15 protein-coding genes are annotated in these 17432 nt (G+C 37.3%); 7 read left to right on the plus strand and 8 right to left on the minus strand.

The genetic code is table 11. The annotated features are described in order from the left end of the window. Nucleotides 1–28: 28 nt before the first annotated feature. Nucleotides 29–1615 carry a cell division protein FtsZ gene (gene ftsZ / locus AC13EX_RS14890; RefSeq protein ID WP_482893288.1) on the plus strand — a complete coding sequence of 529 codons (1587 nt, stop codon included), beginning with the start codon at nt 29–31 and terminating at the stop codon, nt 1613–1615. A gap of 3 nt (nt 1616–1618) precedes the next feature. On the opposite strand, the gene AC13EX_RS14895 is transcribed toward ftsZ, so the two are convergent. Beyond that, nucleotides 1619–2143 (minus strand): NADPH-dependent FMN reductase, encoded by a 525-nt coding sequence (locus tag AC13EX_RS14895; RefSeq protein ID WP_482893289.1) that lies wholly within the window; start codon nt 2141–2143, stop codon nt 1619–1621. Between the two features lie 272 nt (nt 2144–2415). Between AC13EX_RS14895 and AC13EX_RS14900 the strand changes: the two genes are divergently transcribed. The 4 genes from AC13EX_RS14900 (at nt 2416) to AC13EX_RS14915 (ending at nt 6426) form a co-directional block, all read left to right on the plus strand. Next, nucleotides 2416–3252, plus strand: coding sequence for a purine-nucleoside phosphorylase (locus AC13EX_RS14900; protein ID WP_482893290.1), 837 nt, complete (start codon nt 2416–2418; stop codon nt 3250–3252). 164 nt (nt 3253–3416) lie between these two features. Then, nucleotides 3417–4082, plus strand: coding sequence for an SDR family oxidoreductase (locus AC13EX_RS14905; RefSeq protein ID WP_482893291.1), 666 nt, complete (start codon nt 3417–3419; stop codon nt 4080–4082). Between the two features lie 80 nt (nt 4083–4162). Beyond that, complete coding sequence (locus tag AC13EX_RS14910) at nt 4163–5329, plus strand: FG-GAP repeat domain-containing protein (protein WP_482893292.1); 1167 nt, start codon at nt 4163–4165, stop codon at nt 5327–5329. 44 nt (nt 5330–5373) lie between these two features. After that, on the plus strand, nt 5374–6426 hold the full coding sequence (locus AC13EX_RS14915) for a DUF3500 domain-containing protein (RefSeq protein ID WP_482893293.1): 1053 nt from the start codon (nt 5374–5376) through the stop codon (nt 6424–6426). A gap of 274 nt (nt 6427–6700) precedes the next feature. On the opposite strand, the gene AC13EX_RS14920 is transcribed toward AC13EX_RS14915, so the two are convergent. From AC13EX_RS14920 to AC13EX_RS14940, 5 genes are all read right to left on the minus strand, one after another. Further along, on the minus strand, nt 6701–7303 hold the full coding sequence (locus AC13EX_RS14920) for a YkgJ family cysteine cluster protein (protein ID WP_482893294.1): 603 nt from the start codon (nt 7301–7303) through the stop codon (nt 6701–6703). 527 nt (nt 7304–7830) lie between these two features. Beyond that, nucleotides 7831–8331, minus strand: a complete 501-nt coding sequence (locus tag AC13EX_RS14925) for a GreA/GreB family elongation factor (protein ID WP_482893295.1) — start codon at nt 8329–8331, stop codon at nt 7831–7833. A gap of 413 nt (nt 8332–8744) precedes the next feature. Further along, nucleotides 8745–9500: a DUF5995 family protein gene (locus AC13EX_RS14930; RefSeq protein WP_482893296.1), complete on the minus strand. Its 756-nt coding sequence runs from the start codon at nt 9498–9500 to the stop codon at nt 8745–8747. 608 nt (nt 9501–10108) lie between these two features. Continuing rightward, nucleotides 10109–11398 carry an SGNH/GDSL hydrolase family protein gene (locus AC13EX_RS14935; protein WP_482893297.1) on the minus strand — a complete coding sequence of 430 codons (1290 nt, stop codon included), beginning with the start codon at nt 11396–11398 and terminating at the stop codon, nt 10109–10111. A gap of 625 nt (nt 11399–12023) precedes the next feature. Beyond that, nucleotides 12024–12221, minus strand: a complete 198-nt coding sequence (locus AC13EX_RS14940; protein WP_482893298.1) for a hypothetical protein — start codon at nt 12219–12221, stop codon at nt 12024–12026. 226 nt (nt 12222–12447) lie between these two features. Here AC13EX_RS14940 and AC13EX_RS14945 point away from each other — a divergent pair, with 226 nt between their 5' ends. Together AC13EX_RS14945 and AC13EX_RS14950 are read left to right on the plus strand one after the other, a co-directional pair. Beyond that, nucleotides 12448–13968, plus strand: coding sequence for a fibronectin type III domain-containing protein (locus AC13EX_RS14945; RefSeq protein ID WP_482893299.1), 1521 nt, complete (start codon nt 12448–12450; stop codon nt 13966–13968). A gap of 37 nt (nt 13969–14005) precedes the next feature. Further along, nucleotides 14006–15859 carry a leucine-rich repeat domain-containing protein gene (locus tag AC13EX_RS14950; RefSeq protein ID WP_482893300.1) on the plus strand — a complete coding sequence of 618 codons (1854 nt, stop codon included), beginning with the start codon at nt 14006–14008 and terminating at the stop codon, nt 15857–15859. Between the two features lie 64 nt (nt 15860–15923). On the opposite strand, the gene AC13EX_RS14955 is transcribed toward AC13EX_RS14950, so the two are convergent. Continuing rightward, complete coding sequence (locus AC13EX_RS14955; RefSeq protein WP_482893301.1) at nt 15924–16259, minus strand: CbrC family protein; 336 nt, start codon at nt 16257–16259, stop codon at nt 15924–15926. A gap of 186 nt (nt 16260–16445) precedes the next feature. Beyond that, entirely contained in the window at nt 16446–17318 is an 873-nt protein-coding gene (locus AC13EX_RS14960; RefSeq protein WP_482893302.1) for a sterol desaturase family protein, read from the minus strand. Between the last annotated feature and the right edge of the window lie 114 nt (nt 17319–17432).

Consider the following 17432-nt stretch of genomic DNA (forward strand, 5'->3'; position numbering starts at 1 on the left):
ATTTAAAAGAGGAAAAATGTCAAGCGATATGAAAGATTATGAATTTGATATTCCAAGAAACCACCGATCGATCATCAAGGTCATTGGTGTAGGAGGAGGTGGTTCCAATGCCGTGAACCACATGTTTAACCAAGGAATAAAGGATGTGGAATTCGTGGTAGTCAATACTGATTCCCAAGCTTTAAAAAGCAGTCCCGTACCTTTAAAACTCCAAATAGGAGCACACCTAACAGAAGGTTTAGGAGCAGGTGCAAATCCTGAAAGAGGGAAAAATGCTGCATTAGAAAGCAAAGACGATATTAGAAAACTTCTGGAAGACAATACCAAAATGGTATTTATCACTGCTGGTATGGGCGGTGGTACTGGTACAGGAGCTGCCCCTGTCATTGCTAAAATTGCAAAAGACATGGACATCCTTACTGTGGGTATCGTTACTGCTCCATTTATTTTTGAAGGAAGGAAAAAAACTTTTTCTGCCCAGGCAGGAATAGAATCCTTAAAAGAGAATTGTGACACTGTATTGGTCATCCTTAATGATAAATTGAGGGATATTTATGGTAATTTGCCTATTCGACAAGCCTTCGGTAAGGCGGATAATATTCTTAGCACAGCGGCAAAATCCATTGCAGAAATCATCACTGAGACACAAGATGTCAACGTGGATTTTGAGGATGTAAAGACTGTAATGAAAGATGCGGGCGCTGCAGTAATGGGTTCAGCAGTAGAAGAAGGAGAAGGAAGAGCTATAAAAGCAGCAGAAAAAGCCATTTCTTCACCTTTGTTGAACAATGTCGATATAAAAGGTGCAGAAAAAATTCTACTTTCTATCATGTCTGGAGAGGACGAAGAACTGTCTATGGACGAGTTGGTGGAAATTACAGAATACATCCAGGAAAGAGCTGGAGATATGGCTGATGTGATTTTTGGTCAAGGTATAGACCCAGACCTTAAAAAGGCAATCCGAGTAACGGTAATTGCCACTGGTTTTGAAACAAAATCTTTACCAGCCAAAGCCAGCAAAAACAAAGAAGAAGAGGAATCAAAAAAAGTGATTGATCTGGAATCAGGCAAAACTTCTAAAGAAGAGGAAGCCTCACTTACAGGGCAATCAGTAACCTTCACTGTACAACAACCTCCTTTACCTGTTCAGGAAACACCAAAACAGGAAGAAACGGTATACAGCAACACCACTCCCAAGGAAACCCCTCAAAGTGGAATGACTAAACCAGAGGAGGAAGATGATTCAGAGGATTTTGAATTTCATTCTCCTGAACCTAAGAAGGTTTTGACTTTATTTGACAAACCAGAGCAAAATTCGCCGGAAAAAAGAGAAACTGAAACTCAGCCTGTGAATCAGGTAGATTATTTCGAACAGATCAAGGAAAAGGCCCTTAAAAGAGCCCATGATCGTTTTGAGAAATTAAGACAAATGAGATCCGTGAATCAGACTCCCGAAGAGTTTAAAGAGAAAATTGAGGTTCCTGCTTATATGAGGAAAAAAATCAAACTTCAGGAAGTTCAACACAGTTCTGAAAGGAGTATTTCAAAATTCAACCTTAATGATGACAATGAAATCATAAGTAACAACAGGTTTTTACATGACAATGTTGATTGACCTTTAAAAGTCAATCAACATTTTTGCCTGCTCATGCAAAAGTGCCATGTACAACCTGTTGGTAACATGATCGTTTGACATATTTTCCTCTATTTTGGCCAATTTAATTTTATTGGCCAAAACATGCATACCAAGGTAATTAAAGATGTCGGTAAGGTGGCTAAGCGCAATGCCACCGCCCCCGATACCTGAAGAAATACCAACTAAGGCACACTTTTTAGAAACAAAGCTGTTGGGATAAGTCATGCCATCAATAAAGGATTTTAGTATTCCCGGAAAAGAGCCATTGTATTCAGGAACGATAAAAACAAACTTGCTCCCACTTTTAATTTTGTCATGAATGACATTGTAGGCTTTGTTTTTACCATTGTGTTCATATAGTGCTGTAAAAACAAAATCATCCGGTAATTCGGTAAGGTTAATAATCTCGGACTCGCCACCTTGTTGCGCTAAAATCTCCTGATAAATCACAGCGATTTTCTTTGAAATTGCATTTTTACGGTTGGTACCAACTATTATTTTAATCATAAAGACTCAATTTTAATTCTATTATTACAAGCAAGGAGCGTAGAAAGTTTCTTAATTTTAGATTAAACCCAAAATCCGTATTAAAAAATCTATCAGGTGATGAAAATACTGGGCTAACATAAAAGTTTTGCCAGTATAGTTTATCCGTAGATAGGCAAAAACAAAAAGGTGAATTACTCGATTGTCTAACAATATCCACACTAAGTACGAGGAATTTACCTATTTTAGTTGAATCTATATTTTACTCTTGATTACGGAATTGCCAAATTCTTATGAACAAAGACCTCGAAATTTCTTATTTAGAAAAAATAAATCAGGCGGTAGCCTACCTAAAAGAAAAAATAAGCCAAAGTCCAGATACAGGAATAGTTCTAGGGACTGGATTGGGAGGTTTACTCCACGATATTGAAATTATTACCGAAATCCCCTATCAGGAGATCCCACATTTCCCAATAGCTACAGTCACTTCACACCAAGGAAAATTAATCCTAGGAAAAGTTGAAAACAAAATTATCCTGGCAATGAAAGGCCGATTTCATTATTATGAGGGTTATTCTATGAAGGAAGTGACTTTCCCAATACGGATAATGAAAATGCTAGGTATTCAAACATTAATGCTTTCCAACGCTTCCGGGGGATTAAACCCAGAATTTAAGATTGGAGACATTATGGTCATTGAAGACCATATAGATCTTTTTCCTGAGAATCCATTGCGAGGGCAAAATTTGGATCAATTTGGAGATCGTTTTCCTGACATGAGCGAGGCCTATTGCAAAGAAATGATTCAGCTAGCTTCTGAAATTGCCCAGCAAAACAATATTTCCTTGAGAAAAGGAGTATATGCAGGTGTCCAAGGCCCAAACCTTGAAACCCCCGCAGAATACCGGTACCTGCGAACTATTGGTGCAGATGCAGTAGGGATGAGTACCGTACCAGAAGTAATTGTAGCGGCCCAATCTGAAATGAAAGTTTTTGCTCTATCGGCTATCACCGATCTTTGTACCCCAGGAAATATTAAGAAAATAAATCTTCCTGATATTCTCCAAGCAGCTGCCAAAGCAGAACCCTCGATGAGGAAAGTCTTACTTACTCTTATTAAGTCATCGTAATCCATAGGTAATTTACAAAAACCTTTCCGGCTCTGTTTAACACTTTTTTCCCTGAGAATAATGGGAATTAGTTTGAGGGATTTAAATACTCATTTGCAGGAAATTACCACAAAAGTTAAGTATTGGAACAATTATTGGACACTTTTCATAAAAAATAAATAATTATGGAAAAAGTATTGATAATTGGTGCAAATGGAAATGTCGGACGTATTCTTATTGAAAACCTATCTGAGCACCCCGACTACAGTCCGGTAGCTATGGTAAGGAAAGAATCACAAGCAGAAGAATTTAAAAACAAAGGTGTTTCCACAGTTATTGCGGATTTAGAAGAAAATTTCGACCATGCTTTCCAAGGAATGGATAAAGTTATTTTCGCTGCTGGATCAGGGGCTAAAACAGGAAAGGATAAAACGGATTTAGTAGACAAAAAAGGGGCTATCAGAAGTGTGGATTTTTCGATAAAATACGGTGTGAGGAAATTCATTATGTTGAGCTCAAGAGGAGCTGAAAATGCTGAGAAGGCCGATGAAACGATGCAACATTACCTTCTTGCTAAAAAAGCAGCTGACGAATACCTTAAATCTACCAATCTTCCTTATGCCATTGTTAGGCCGGGAGCATTGACCAATGGCCCTGCTACAGGAAAAATAAAAATAGCGAATATTTTTAATGAGAAAGGAGATATTTCTAGGAAAGATGTAGCCGCCGTTTTGATCCATATGCTAGATCATGGAATAGACGGTACCCAGGTTTTTGAAATTTTAAGTGGTAAGGTAGAAATTGAAGACGCTGTACGTTTATATCTTAAAACTGGACAGGAAGTGACATAAAATTCCATATTGTACAGTTTTTAGCCATTTATAATTTTTTTAGTTAAATTTATTGGTACAATAACCCAATAACCTTAACTATGATAAACTGGTTGATTTATTTATTCTCCTCTGTTGTTTTAAACAACTCACCTGAACCAAATTTTCTAACCCAGGTCCTTGACAGCAATATCCAAATTGGTTACGGGCTTGCTATAGGCGATGTGGACGGGGATGGTAAACCAGATATCTTGCTGGCAGATAAAAAGGAATTTGTCTGGTACAGAAATGGTGACTGGAAGCGCTTTGTAATGGTAAAAGACCTTACCCCCTATGACAATGTTTGTATCGCAGCAAGGGACATTGATGGTGATGGATTGGTGGAAGTAGCAGTAGGAGCGCAATGGAACCCAAGTGAAACTTCAGATGAAGAACAATCAGGGTCTGTTCATTATCTCATCCGACCAGATGATCCCACTCAAGCTTGGGAGCCGGTAAAACTTCATCATGAACCGACCGTGCATAGAATGCGCTGGGTAAAGGCCAATAATAACTTATTTCATCTGATCATGCTTCCTCTCCATGGACGAGGTAATAAAGGAGGGGCTGGTGAAGGCGTTAAAGTCATCGCCTATGAAAAACAGGATAAAAAAGGTCGGGATTGGAAACACTGGGTCATAGATCAAAGCATGCATGTAACCCATAATATGGAACCCCTTCCAGTTGGTAATGCTGAAACCCTTTATATTGCTGGGAAAGAAGGTGTAAAAACCTTAACCTACAAAGAGGGAGATTGGAAGCCCAAAGAGAATGATGGATGGTTGATCAACGACTACGGGTTTGGCGAAATTCGCATTGGTAAGGATGCTCGTGGACATCACTTCCTCACAGGGGTTGAGCCATTTCATGGCCCAACTTTGTCTGTTTATACTACTGACAATTCCACCTTTACCAAAAAGAACTTGAATCGCAATGTTCTTACTGCTGCAATGATGCAAGGTCATGGACTCGCCACAGGAGACTTGCTTAATATGGGCACAGATCAGGTATTAGTTGGCTGGAGAGAGCCCAATGATGATGGAGATCTCGGGATCAAGATGTTTGTTCCTCAAAATGATGGCAGTTGGAGTAAACACTGGGTTGATAAAAATGGCATGGCCTGCGAAGACCTTAAAGTCGCAGACCTGGATGGAGATGGAAAAGCAGAAATTATCGCTTCAGGACGATCAACAAAGAATTTAAAAATCTATTGGAACAAAAGTTATTGATCTGGTACAACTTACTTATATAAACCCAAGCTAAAAGCAATTTCATGAAGCATTCCATAAAAATCACCTTCTCAGCCCTCCTACTTACAATAGGAATTGTATTCTGCAGTCAGGCCCAAGATATTTCTCCTCTTGCCAATGATTTCATAGAAAGTTTAAGTCCGGAATTAAAAAAACAAGCCTGTTTTCCTTTCGATCACTCAGAACGATTCAACTGGCATTTTGTTCCTAGGGAAAGAAACGGCCCAACTTTCCACGACTTTGACAAAAACCAAACTGAACATGCCTTAAATTTAATGAGGGCTTCTTTGGGTGTTGCTGGACAAAAAAAGGTAGCAGCCATTATCGAACTCGAAAATGTATTGAGGGAAGTAGAAAACCGGCCTGAAAATGACACCTACAGAGATCCATTAAATTATCATTTTAGTGTTTTTGGTCAACCTTCTTCAGACAAAGCCTGGGGCTGGAGATTGGAAGGACACCATATGTCTTTAAATTTCTCCTCTGCTAAAGGATCCATTACTTCGTCCACACCATCCTTTATGGGGTCTAATCCCGGTATTATCCTTTCTGGCCCTCATATCAACAGGCAGGTATTGGCAGATGAAACCAATGTTGGTTTCGAATTATTACATTCCCTGAATGATGCTCAAAAAAAACAAGCCATTTTCGCAGGTAAGGCACCTGCAGACATTATCACATCCAATGACAGAAAGGCTAAAATCTTAGACCAACCAGGGGTAAAGGGTAGCGATCTACAGCCCAATCAACTCGCATTATTAAAAGAACTTGTAGGAATTTACCTTTCCAGGTATACTGCAGAATACCATGCGAAAATGCTGAAAAGAATTGAAAAATCAGGCTGGGGAAATATATCCTTTGCTTGGGCAGGTTCAGAAATAAATGCTGTTGGTAATCCACACTATTACAGCATACAGGGAGCCGGATTACTGATAGAGTATGACAATGTTCAGAACAATGCCAATCATGTGCATGCTGTAGTGAGAGATCTACAAAATGACTTTGGAGAAGACTTACTTCAGAGCCATTATCTTCAAGATCATTTAGGAAATAATATAGCGCACAGCGCTGAATAAATAAACCAGACTTGTTGGTTAAGGTGTTTTATAAACCTTAGCTTCACTCCAAATATCTCATAGTTAATACTATGAGATATTTGTTAATTACCGCGAATCTGGGTTAAACCCGGATTATGTAATAGAATTAGTGATGAGTGTTGCAATCGCAAGAAAATCAGGCTGTTTGGAGATTTTAGCATAGCACTGCTATGGTGAAATTGAAAACAGCAACGAAGTGGCTGATTTTAAAGCGATTTCAGCACGTAATAGATTGTCTATTGCATATTTCGGGTTAAACCACCCTTTTATTAATTTCAGGAGAAGGTCTGTAGGCATAATATTGCAGAACCTCTTCCAATGCCATTTTAAGAGCTTTGTTTATGGGTAAAATTATGTTGCCCATATGAAAATCTATCTGATTCAATTGCATGTAATACGTTGTAAAAATCGGTACATTCAATCCCTTAGAAATGGCCTCTACGGTAGAATTATAATTATTGGCCTGACCTTCTTTGATAATTTTACAAGTGGCCAATCTCAAAACTCCGTATTTGTCTTTATTGGCAGCAGATCCAAACAAGCGACAAATTAAACCGCGGTACTTGTAACTGCTGCACCTACCTTGCCCATTGATGGTTAAAGGCTTGTAAATATGACAGGTTGGGCCATGGGCCTCTTCAAGCAGAAGAAGGGTTTTTTCTGCCTCTCCATTCAAAAATAAATGAAAAGCCCAGGGTAAAAACTCTAAAGGAGAGGCTTCAATATCCGGATAAGTACAACATTTACCACAACCAGCAACACAGCTCATTCCTGATGCCTGTTCAAACTGAGCGCTTTCTTGCTCCAATTGATGGAAAAGCTTTTCCACTAATTCCACTCTTCGTTCTATCGACATTATTTTTTATCGAAGATAGACTTAAAAATGCTATAAGATGATGTTTATTTATAAAAAAATCGTGCGGTTTTATTTTAGAATCTCAATGAAATTATTTCAGACCTAAAGGTATAACTCGGTCTAAACCAGAACAAATCAATTCCTGAATCCAAAGAGGGGATAATAAAGTCATTTTAATGACCCGAATTTTGATAAATTATTCAAGTAAGTTTGTCTTGAAATTTCTAAGGAATTGTTGAAAACAAAAAATATAAGACTATTTGGGATCGCACTTAAGTGTTGCAAATAGATTTAATTTAGGAAATATCATGCATAGCAGTTAGTACATCTCTGCATTAAAAAAATCTCATGGCCCAAGGATAGTTCATAATTGTACCTTGATCTATCCCAAAACCTTCTGCACTTTTCCAATAATTAAATTATTGCCCTAACTATGGCCCACTATGGAGAACCAGAAACAAAATGGTTTCTTCTGAAGTGATTTCAGCACATTATAGATTGTATTGCCTATTTTAGGTTTAAATATTCTAATAGCTTATCTCTATTATTTCAAAAACCCTATTTGCTTTGGCTAATTTCAAAATTGCTTTGTCTCCAACTTTCTTGTCTATTAATAATCTTGCAATTGGCGAAATAAAGGAGATTTTCCCTTTTGAAACATCTGCTTCATCTACACCTACAATTTGATACCTGTTAAGTTTAGTCTCATCCCCTATTTTGAGGGTTACCATTGCTCCAAACCGCACAACATTTTGAGGCTGCTTGCCCAAATCCACTATTATGGCAGAATTTATACGGCTATTTAGCAATCGCAATTTTGCGTTGATATGATTAAAGGCAATTCTCCTTTCTTTCTCATTATTGTAGTCCAACTGCTCTCTTTCCGCTATCAACCTTTCCTTTTCTTCCAAAAGTTCATCCATACCGATCCGGGTTACGTAATTCGTTATTCCTTCTGGCAAGTCGGCTCTAGGGGGAACCATTGGAATTTCTTCCTGATCGTCTTCTTTTACAAATCCTCTACTCATGACATTCTTAAGTTTCGTTATAATTATTTACAACCTGAATTCGAGTTTAGGCGATTTAAAACAGCCTAAATCGTAACTATAAACCCTTTTTTGGGGCTTGATAAGGGAAAGGGAAGGGTAGTTTTGATTTGTATGAGATTACCTTTACTTTCTCGGTTCAAAGAGCCCCAGATTTATATTTTATGGCGCTTACTATGGCTGTGCAGCTTAAGAAGTAGCTACAAAAAGAAAGCCTAAGGTATATTTAAGGAAAAAAAATTTAGATAATTAAACGACTGTTACTTTCGTATTTCAAATTTGAATGTAGAATTACTATTATTAAAAATATTAAGTGGTAAAAAACTTTATGGCTAATTACTACAACCTTTAGCAGGATTTCCTTGAGAGTTTTATTGTTTGTATCAATGTTTAGCCTAATCTGCTTTTAATTCAGAAATGACGGCACCCACTTCTTTTGTTTCAAATTTTTGAATCAACTTGAGTAAAATTCTAATCCCTATTGACTTGGGGGATTGAATGTGTTCGCTTAACTTAAGGACAAAATAGTCAATCTTATTTCTGGTATCTCCACTATGGGTTTCGCCTAATGACCATAGAAGTTTTGCCGAATTCCAAGAATGTTTACGCGCTTTACGCATGCTAAAGTTTATGATCTTTTCATCTTTATTTTTCCCTATAATGTCTAAAATAATCATTAAGGGTGATACACGATTAAGTCGGTCTTGCAACTCATTGGTGATCTGAAAAAGGATGTCATTCACTTTATTGAAATCATTTTCTATATCACGGATTTCTCCTCCAGACATTGTTGCTGCTGTGGCCACTGCAAGGTCCAGGTTTATATGAGCATTCATCCCTAACATTATATGTTGCACAATTGTCAATGAATCCCCAACATGGTCAAAAGCATAAGCCCAGGAAGCACTTATAGTTTCGCCTTTTTTATAGGCGCTGTAAGCATCCAGATACAATTTGGCGAAAGCCACATCTAAAGTTTCTAAGCGCGCATTGTTCTCAAAGTGCCCTAAAGCAATCTCGGAAGCGATCTCAAAAGTAGTTCGTCTATAGATATAAGCAAACAAACCTAGTCTGCTATTGGTCTTGATGCTCTCATCAATAATCACATCAAGCTCCTTAATGACATCCTGTATCGTCGTAGTATCTGGCATGTTTAATAAGGATTTCTAACGTAAAAGTATAGCATATTGAACAAGGTCCTAATGGTAACCTTACTTAAGGGAATAAGCTGATACCTATCGTTAGGTGCTTTTAAAAATTTTTTGGTTCAGCCTCAAAGATAGGAAATTATGCAGTTATATGTTTACGCGGAATTTTGCAATAAGATTTTCGAACTTATTTCATAAATTGTGGTAATTGGGCAATAAGGGGCAATTCCTTTACGAAAGGAGCACACTTACTATCTTTTGTTGGGTTAGGATAAACGACAACATCGATTATTGATCCATTGAATTCAATACTAGTGTGGATTGGTGAAACATTTAACTGAAGAGAATGAATGCTGTCTCAACCAGTTATTGATGTGAAAATTTTCTGATAATTACCTGACTCTGTCAAGCTATCGCTATACCAGTCGGGTATTGAATTTTGGTTTAGAGGGTCATAGTGCTGAAGCAGATATGAAGGATTAACATTTAATTGTAATTGTGCGAAACTGTCAATACCATAATTTATTGAAAATACATCATAGAAAACACCGTCTTCATAATATTAATCCCCATACCAATCAATGGTGTTTCCTTGACATATTATCAGTTGATTAATCAGACAATGTTCCATTCAGAAATATATGTGAAAAAATCAATTCATTTTTATCATATTTCTCAGGGTTAGCGTCAAAGTCTGCTTTCCTACTCTCATTATTCAATGAATTTCTTTTTTCTTCTAAAGTTAAAGGTTGACAGGAGGGATAAATTTTCACAATATGCTTCTTCAAATCATTCAATTTCACAAATCTTGACTGCTTTCTATAATAAGAACAATAACCATCCCAGTTAGCAAACTCATTTTTTACTCCATCGACCTCAATAATATACCTTCCTCCTGTTGGACCTACTAATATATCTAAACCCATTTCATTCCCTATAAAGGAAAATTGGTAAGTAGAGCTTGTGTCTTGAGAAACAAAATAGGGATTTTCTATTGGATTAAATTTGTCGAGATAGCTTAACTGTCCAGTTGAATCAACATAATCGTAATTTTTTGATTGTATTACTATACCTTTAACCATCGTTGTGTTTTCATAATTACCGGTAATCAATACAGGCTTTAAAAAATGTTCTTTTACACCTCTCAACTTATCTATCTTCAATAAACATTTTGCTAAAATTTTCTTATAAACTTCGTGTCCGAAATCTGTTGGATGAACTTTGTCTCCTGTAAAAACGTACTGTCCAGAACTGTTTAAGAAAGTAGTTTTGTCATAATCGCTGTCATACCAAACAACAGAATCTGATTCAATCCTATTAAAAGTTTGAGGAGTCAATAAAACTGATGGTATGTCATAATATGACGCTATTGAATCATGTTTAGTCGCAGACATATTCATTTTACCGTTTTCACAGGCAGATAATGAAGCTTTATTAACTGTATAAACGAAGCAAATATCTGTATATGGATTTTTTGACCATATTTTACGCACCATTCCTTCCATACTTTTTTCTACATCAGAGGAACTTGCACTGCCATCATTCACTGCAAATTCTATGAAAATCAAGTCAAAATCGGACTTACTCAGTAGATGTTCATCAATTCTAAATACTCCATATTTAGAGTCAGTTCCTCCAATGGCTGCACTGTAGCTGAACAAGTCATTTATGGAGTATTGCTCTTCTAGCCAATATACTATTTTAGGTCGCCAACCATTTGCCGCAGTGATACTTCCACCTATAAATCCAATTTTAACGTCTTGTTTTGTATTTATCTTATCAAAGAAATTAGGCAGACCTTGTCTTGGTGAAAATTCAGTTGTGTCTTTCAATTCCCACTGAGCAAAGCATTGTAAAGAGATTATCCATATAATACTAGATAGTATAAATTTGCTTTTCATATTCTTGATTATTTAAATAATTTACTTTGCATAATGTCAGTACTGTTTTGCTTGCCCGTAACAATAGGGTATCTAATGTTTGAAGAAGACAATATAAGGACTAGTAACACTTATTCAAATAGCTAGATACCTACTGTTGTAATGCCTTTTTCTTTGCCTTGTAAAAACAGACTCATCTTCTCCTGCTCCTGCGGGCATCTCTAAAGAAAAACGGAGTTGGACAAACTTCCCCTCTTAAATTATTATCTATCAGGGTTTTATTTTCAGTTATGGCTTTTTATGCTTGTATAAGAACCGTTGCTGGAAAGTCAGCTTTTGCGGCTGTTTGTCCTGTCAAATTAAGCAACTCGATGATTTGGTTAAGTGATGACTATTTTTGTTGGAAACTTTCAAAACATGACTGTATACGTCTTTGGTGTTGCTACTGCAGTGTCCTAATAGGACTCGGATCATGCGTAGATTGGTCAATTATTGTAGGTAATGAGTTGCTAAGGAATGTCTGAGCGTATGAGCTGTCGCCAAAGGATTAGCCAAGCTGTTGGTAACTGATGCCCAGAAGATATTTTGGATGCTTTTAGTTGTGTACTGTCCTCCTTCCTGTCCTTCAAAAAGCCAATATGACGGCTTAAATCCACGATAATATGCTCGAAGTTCCTGGTGTAATTTGGGAGAAAGGACCGTTTCTACGGTCTTTTAAGTTTTTTTCTCCTTTAATGAACAAGTAACCTTCTTCTGAGTGAATGCCTCTCACCCGCAAGTTGATTGCTTCACTAATCCGAAGTCCGACGCTTTGGATGATTAGCAGAGTCGTCCGATGTTTCATATTAACACACGCCGAATGATTCCCACTATTTCTCCTTTGCTAAGTACGTTTGGCAATAGCGGGGCAAGCATGGGGCGTTAGATCTCATAGCATTCTTGGGGTTTCCCCTAAGAAAATAATCCCACTGATTATCAATATTTTGAAAAAAAATCCTTGAAAACAACCAACTTATAAATTATCATTGAACTAAGAAATCATTTTTTGATTCGAAATCAGATTTTTACTCATGAAGAATAATTTTTTAGTACTGGCGCTATTGGCAATTTTTTGTTCCTGTGAAGGAATTTCCGAAGATGATCAAATTCCAATTTCACCAGATGAAAAAAGTGACATAAATCTACCTCCAGAGAAATTCATTGTTTCTGTTGATAGTGTAACCTACGACAAAGCATTTTTGAGTTGGGAAGAATCCATAGATCCTGAGGGATTTAGAAATCAATACACAATCTTTTTGGGGGATAGCATACTATCAGAAAACCAAGTTGATACAGGCCTTGTCATTGATAGACTCAATGGATTGACAAATTACACAGGTAAAGTATTAGCTAAAGATCCTCAGGGGAATACCTACTCAGTGAACTTTGAATTTATCACGAAAAGAGATTATCAAACCTTCTTAAAATACCTGAATTTCAGTATGGATCAAGAGTGTGTTTCTGGCTTTATCCAAAACCTTATTAAGGCACCGGATGGGAATTACCTTGCCATAGGAAAGTCATCTGAAAACGGCTCTAATTATTTCAACTTTGTTGCCAAAATTGATCCATTTGGGAATCCGATTTGGATGAAGTCGTATCCTTATGAAAATGGAGATTATTGGGAAATCCAAGCATTCTTAACAAAAACAGGTCTCTTGATCATGAGTAATCATCATGTCATCAAATTAGACAATAATGGAAATGAGATTTGGGTAAAGGCTATTGAACTGTTCAATCGAGGTATAGGTGGAGTCGAAATTAAAGATATTGTAGAAGGAGCGAAAGAAGAAATATTCCTTATCGGTGACCTTAATTCGGAGAAGGTTGACGTAATCAAGCAGGGAGTATTGATGAAACTAAGTCCTGATGGAGAAATTGTATGGGAAAAATTCTTTGAAACATCACTACGAAGTTCTTTTAAGAGAATAGTGATCTCCCGGGAAAATAATTTAGTGATTCTTGGAGGAAAAGAAACGAATGGATGTACTAAGCAGGAATCTAATTCTGGCTATTGTGAACAAATTGATTTTTGGATTTTAAGACTTTCTATGTCAGGAGAGATCGAATGGGAAAAAACCTATGGTGATTCCAATTTAGACCTGCCGCAAACACTTATCGAGCTTAAAAACGGAAATATTGTTTTTGGAGGAATCAGTATCAGTAATTCTCAATCTTACAGTGCCCGAATTTTTGAAATTCGTTCGAATGGTGAAAAAATTTGGGACCATATAGATCCTTACCATTATTTCTATTCTGTCAAAGAGACTCCCGAGAATGGATTAATAGCAATAGGAATGGTAAATGCCTATTCTTATCAAAAAAAAATGGGGCTGGTCAAATTTGGCAATAATAGGACAGTTGAATGGAGAAAATCTTATGGCGAATCTATGACAAATGTCTCAGCTAAGGACATCTTGGTTGATGGTGACTTTGGATTTAGAATTGCTGCCAGTAGGGAAAATATGAATGCCTTTGATTGTGATCAAAAGTTGCTTTTTATAAAAGCTGATCCATGGGGATACTTTGAACATCCTAGCCTAAACGAATAAATCATTTCTTAAAATATACCTTTTAAGCTTTATGAGAATGAAATCTTTTGGTTTGCTTATCCTTTTGGCAGTGGCTCTTTGGTCCTGTCAGGAAGTCGAAGAAACTCCGCGTCCCGACCTTCCTTTTCCACCTACTCAGGGAGGTGAGGATATCCTGAATTCGTCCAATTTTTGGGTTAAGCTGGATGCTGATTCATTGCAACCCAAAGAGCAGGGGAAATGGAGCATTCTGAGTGGATTAGTAGATGATAAGGTTTACTTTTCTGATCAATCCGATCCAAAAGCTATTTTCAATGGCTTGCCCGGAGAGGAATACCACCTTTTGTGGGAATTATTGAAAGACGATAAGAAAACTGAAGATACGGTAAACGTTTCTTTTGTCCCGCTTAAAACCCAAATTACCGAGTCCAGAGCTGATTTTTATCGAACAAGGATAGAAGTATCAGGAGTAGAATACGATCGAGGGAAGTGGTCCATTATTGGAGATTATCATCACATTCAAGGCTTTAGCACTGGAACATATAAGCCACAAGATGAATATCCGGATATAAGGGTATACGCATTAGAAAAGACACCTATACAAATCGTTTGGACCACATGGTATGGCAGTGTGTCGGCTTCAGATACTTTGGATTTCATTCCGGGAGAATACCACCAAAAAGAGGCTTTGCAGGAACTTGGTATTTTGAACAATCACTACTACTACAAAGAAAATGAAAATGGAGACGTTATTGAAATAGCCATGTTAGGTGATAGAAGAGCTTCGAAGTTTGCGAATTTGGAGCTGTTTCCTGAATTGCAGGCATTAAAGCATCTGAAAAGGCTTATCCTTCCTGGAAACCCAATCAATAAATTCCCTGAAGTGATTACTAAAAGCTATCAACAACTCACCTACCTTCTCCTTTCTCATAATAGAATTCAAAACCTGCCTGAGGACATCGGAAATCTCCAAGAATTGGACACCCTCATTATCAGTACTGTTCCCGATTTGGGAAGAATACCTGAGAGCTTTGGAAATCTTAAAAAATTGAAATTTTTGGATTTAGTCAATTCAGGTGTAACACATTTACCAGAAAGTTTTGGTGAATTGAGCAGTTTGGATTATGTCGACTTAGGCCTTAACACTATTGAAAAACTCCCTGAAAACATTGGGAACCTTAAGAATCTCAGAACCTTCAGAGGACCATACTTGTCCAAAAGTATCCCCAATTCTTTTTCCGAATTGTCAGCTTTGGAATTTTGCTTCTTTAGGGTTAATGGTCCAAATGCAATTTTACCAGAAGATTTCGGCAAACTCACCCGACTTCATACCCTTTGGCTTACTGGAGACTATCAGAGACTCCCAAAGAGCTTTTCCAACCTTATAAATCTAAAGGATTTTACTGTGAATAATACTTCTGGGTTAAGAGAGATTCCTCAAAATTTCGGGGACCTTAGACAGTTAGAAAGACTCAGTTTGACACTAAAACTCACCACACTTCCAGAAAGCTTAGGAAATCTTAGTAGCTTGAAGTCCCTCACACTATCCGGTGAAATAGATTACTTACCCCAAAGCTTTGGAGGGCTTAGAAATTTGGAAGCATTCCGTGCTAATGATTGTAAAATTAAAGAACTTCCTGAAAGTATTGGACAACTGAGTAAGCTTAAGAGCATCAGATTGGTTTATAATCACTTGACTGAAATCCCAGCTTCCATAGGAGACCTCTCTAGTCTAACCATGCTAGCCTTGGGAAGAAACAGAATCACCAAATTCCCAGACACCTTTTATAAGCTCGCCGACACGCTTAAGCACCTCGAAATCAATGGAAATAATTACCCACCCAGCGAGGAAGAAAAAATAAAGGCCATGCTTCCATATACCCAAATTATAACTTATCTAGAGGGAGATTAATCCAAATCACAAAGCGAGATGGTATTTCTTACTAGGGTAAGTTATAAAAAGTAACTGGTCTTAATTATACCGCAGGGTGGAATATGACGGTGGTGGAATTCAATGCCAAAGTATTGAAAAGAAAGATTATATAGTTTTGGTAATCCGTTGTTATTAGCGGCCCATAAATATCAGAGTCGTCCATTAAGTTAAAATAAAATGAGTTTTTGAAAAGTTGTTCGCCTGTAGCTTTTGTCACCAAAGAGTTATAAAATGGTCGAGAACCATAACCAATAAATTTGCAATAGTCTCCGACGACACGAGGCCAACTCCAGTCCTGCCAAGTAACCAAATGTGGTGTTGTCTTTTCCAACTCTATCGTCTTTTGATTTGCAATTTCGTCAATTTGCAACTCTGACAATGAAGGGTTAGATCAAGCCATATATGCAGACTATTATTATGTTGAAGCAATGATTCGTTTGAAAAAAATTTATTTAAGAGACTTGAAATAATCGACAAGTCCGATTGAAGCTTAACTATGTAGAATCCCTGCTAAATCACAGCAGTTTTACCACAAAAATTCTTAGAACTATAAGCCTCTATTCCCCTACTTATTCTTGGTAAAAGGATAGCTAATTTGTTGCCAAAAAGTTGTAGGGAATTTTTCCACCCCATCAAAACCTAGAGGTATATCCCTGCCTTCATGAGGAATGTAAGCCGTTCCAAATAAATAATCCCAAATACTTAGCGTAAGCCCGTAGTTGACCCCATAACGTCCTTCAGGAAGTTCTTTTGCGTGGTGCCAGATATGCATGATGGGATTGTTGAACAAGTATTTGAGAGGGCCATAGGTTATCCTAAGGTTGGCATGATTTAAATGTCCTATGGCTGTAGCAAAAATATGCACAATAAAAAAATCTGTTAACCCAAAGCCTATCATTGCTAAAGGGAGATATTGAGCTGTTTTGTACAGAATGGTCTCCATCCAATGAAACCTCAAATGGGCAGCAAAGCCCATTTCTTCAACAGAGTGATGAACTTTATGAAATTCCCAAAACGCAGGAACCCTATGAAGAAGACGATGTACATTCCATTGAATAAAATCGGCAACCAGAAATAATGTCAAAAACTGCGCCCAAGAAGGCCAGGTATCAATTTCTATGGCCACAACATTTTCAATTCCAAAAAGGCCAAGGAACTCATTGAAAGCCTCCACTGCCACCATGGAAATTGCATTAAATGCGATCAATGAAAATAAAAAGAAATTGAAAAACATATAAAAGCCATCCAGCCAGAAATCCTTTCTCAAGGCTGCTTGCTCTTTTCTCCAGGGAAACAACAATTCCAGTAACCACACCACCAATGAAAGTCCTACCAACCACCAGAAATAATTGCTCCAGGATGGGTACATGATCTCATTGACTAGGTAATTAAAATAACCATAGTAGGCATCTCCAATTAATTTTATATACTTCTCCATTTACTAAGTTTCAAAACTTTACCGCATCGTTTAACCTGAAACAGGCAAAACCTATCTATAAGCTGATAAAAACACTCCCTGTCTGATTCACAAAGCTCTTTGCATTCTCTTGGT

The sequence above is a fragment of the Cyclobacterium sp. L-R genome (assembly GCF_056859355.1).

What these genes read in the sequence shown, in the direction of transcription:
- AC13EX_RS14900 (WP_482893290.1), top strand. Translation starts at nt 2,416, where the DNA reads ATGAACAAAGACCTCGAAATTTCTTATTTAGAAAAAATAAATCAGGCG.
- AC13EX_RS14920 (WP_482893294.1), bottom strand. Translation starts at nt 7,303, where the DNA reads ATGTCGATAGAACGAAGAGTGGAATTAGTGGAAAAGCTTTTCCATCAA.
- AC13EX_RS14895 (WP_482893289.1), bottom strand. Translation starts at nt 2,143, where the DNA reads ATGATTAAAATAATAGTTGGTACCAACCGTAAAAATGCAATTTCAAAG.
- ftsZ (WP_482893288.1), top strand. Translation starts at nt 29, where the DNA reads ATGAAAGATTATGAATTTGATATTCCAAGAAACCACCGATCGATCATC.
- AC13EX_RS14940 (WP_482893298.1), bottom strand. Translation starts at nt 12,221, where the DNA reads ATGAAACATCGGACGACTCTGCTAATCATCCAAAGCGTCGGACTTCGG.
- AC13EX_RS14930 (WP_482893296.1), bottom strand. Translation starts at nt 9,500, where the DNA reads ATGCCAGATACTACGACGATACAGGATGTCATTAAGGAGCTTGATGTG.
- AC13EX_RS14945 (WP_482893299.1), top strand. Translation starts at nt 12,448, where the DNA reads ATGAAGAATAATTTTTTAGTACTGGCGCTATTGGCAATTTTTTGTTCC.
- AC13EX_RS14960 (WP_482893302.1), bottom strand. Translation starts at nt 17,318, where the DNA reads ATGGAGAAGTATATAAAATTAATTGGAGATGCCTACTATGGTTATTTT.
- AC13EX_RS14950 (WP_482893300.1), top strand. Translation starts at nt 14,006, where the DNA reads ATGAAATCTTTTGGTTTGCTTATCCTTTTGGCAGTGGCTCTTTGGTCC.
- AC13EX_RS14925 (WP_482893295.1), bottom strand. Translation starts at nt 8,331, where the DNA reads ATGAGTAGAGGATTTGTAAAAGAAGACGATCAGGAAGAAATTCCAATG.
- AC13EX_RS14915 (WP_482893293.1), top strand. Translation starts at nt 5,374, where the DNA reads ATGAAGCATTCCATAAAAATCACCTTCTCAGCCCTCCTACTTACAATA.
- AC13EX_RS14910 (WP_482893292.1), top strand. Translation starts at nt 4,163, where the DNA reads ATGATAAACTGGTTGATTTATTTATTCTCCTCTGTTGTTTTAAACAAC.
- AC13EX_RS14905 (WP_482893291.1), top strand. Translation starts at nt 3,417, where the DNA reads ATGGAAAAAGTATTGATAATTGGTGCAAATGGAAATGTCGGACGTATT.
- AC13EX_RS14935 (WP_482893297.1), bottom strand. Translation starts at nt 11,398, where the DNA reads ATGAAAAGCAAATTTATACTATCTAGTATTATATGGATAATCTCTTTA.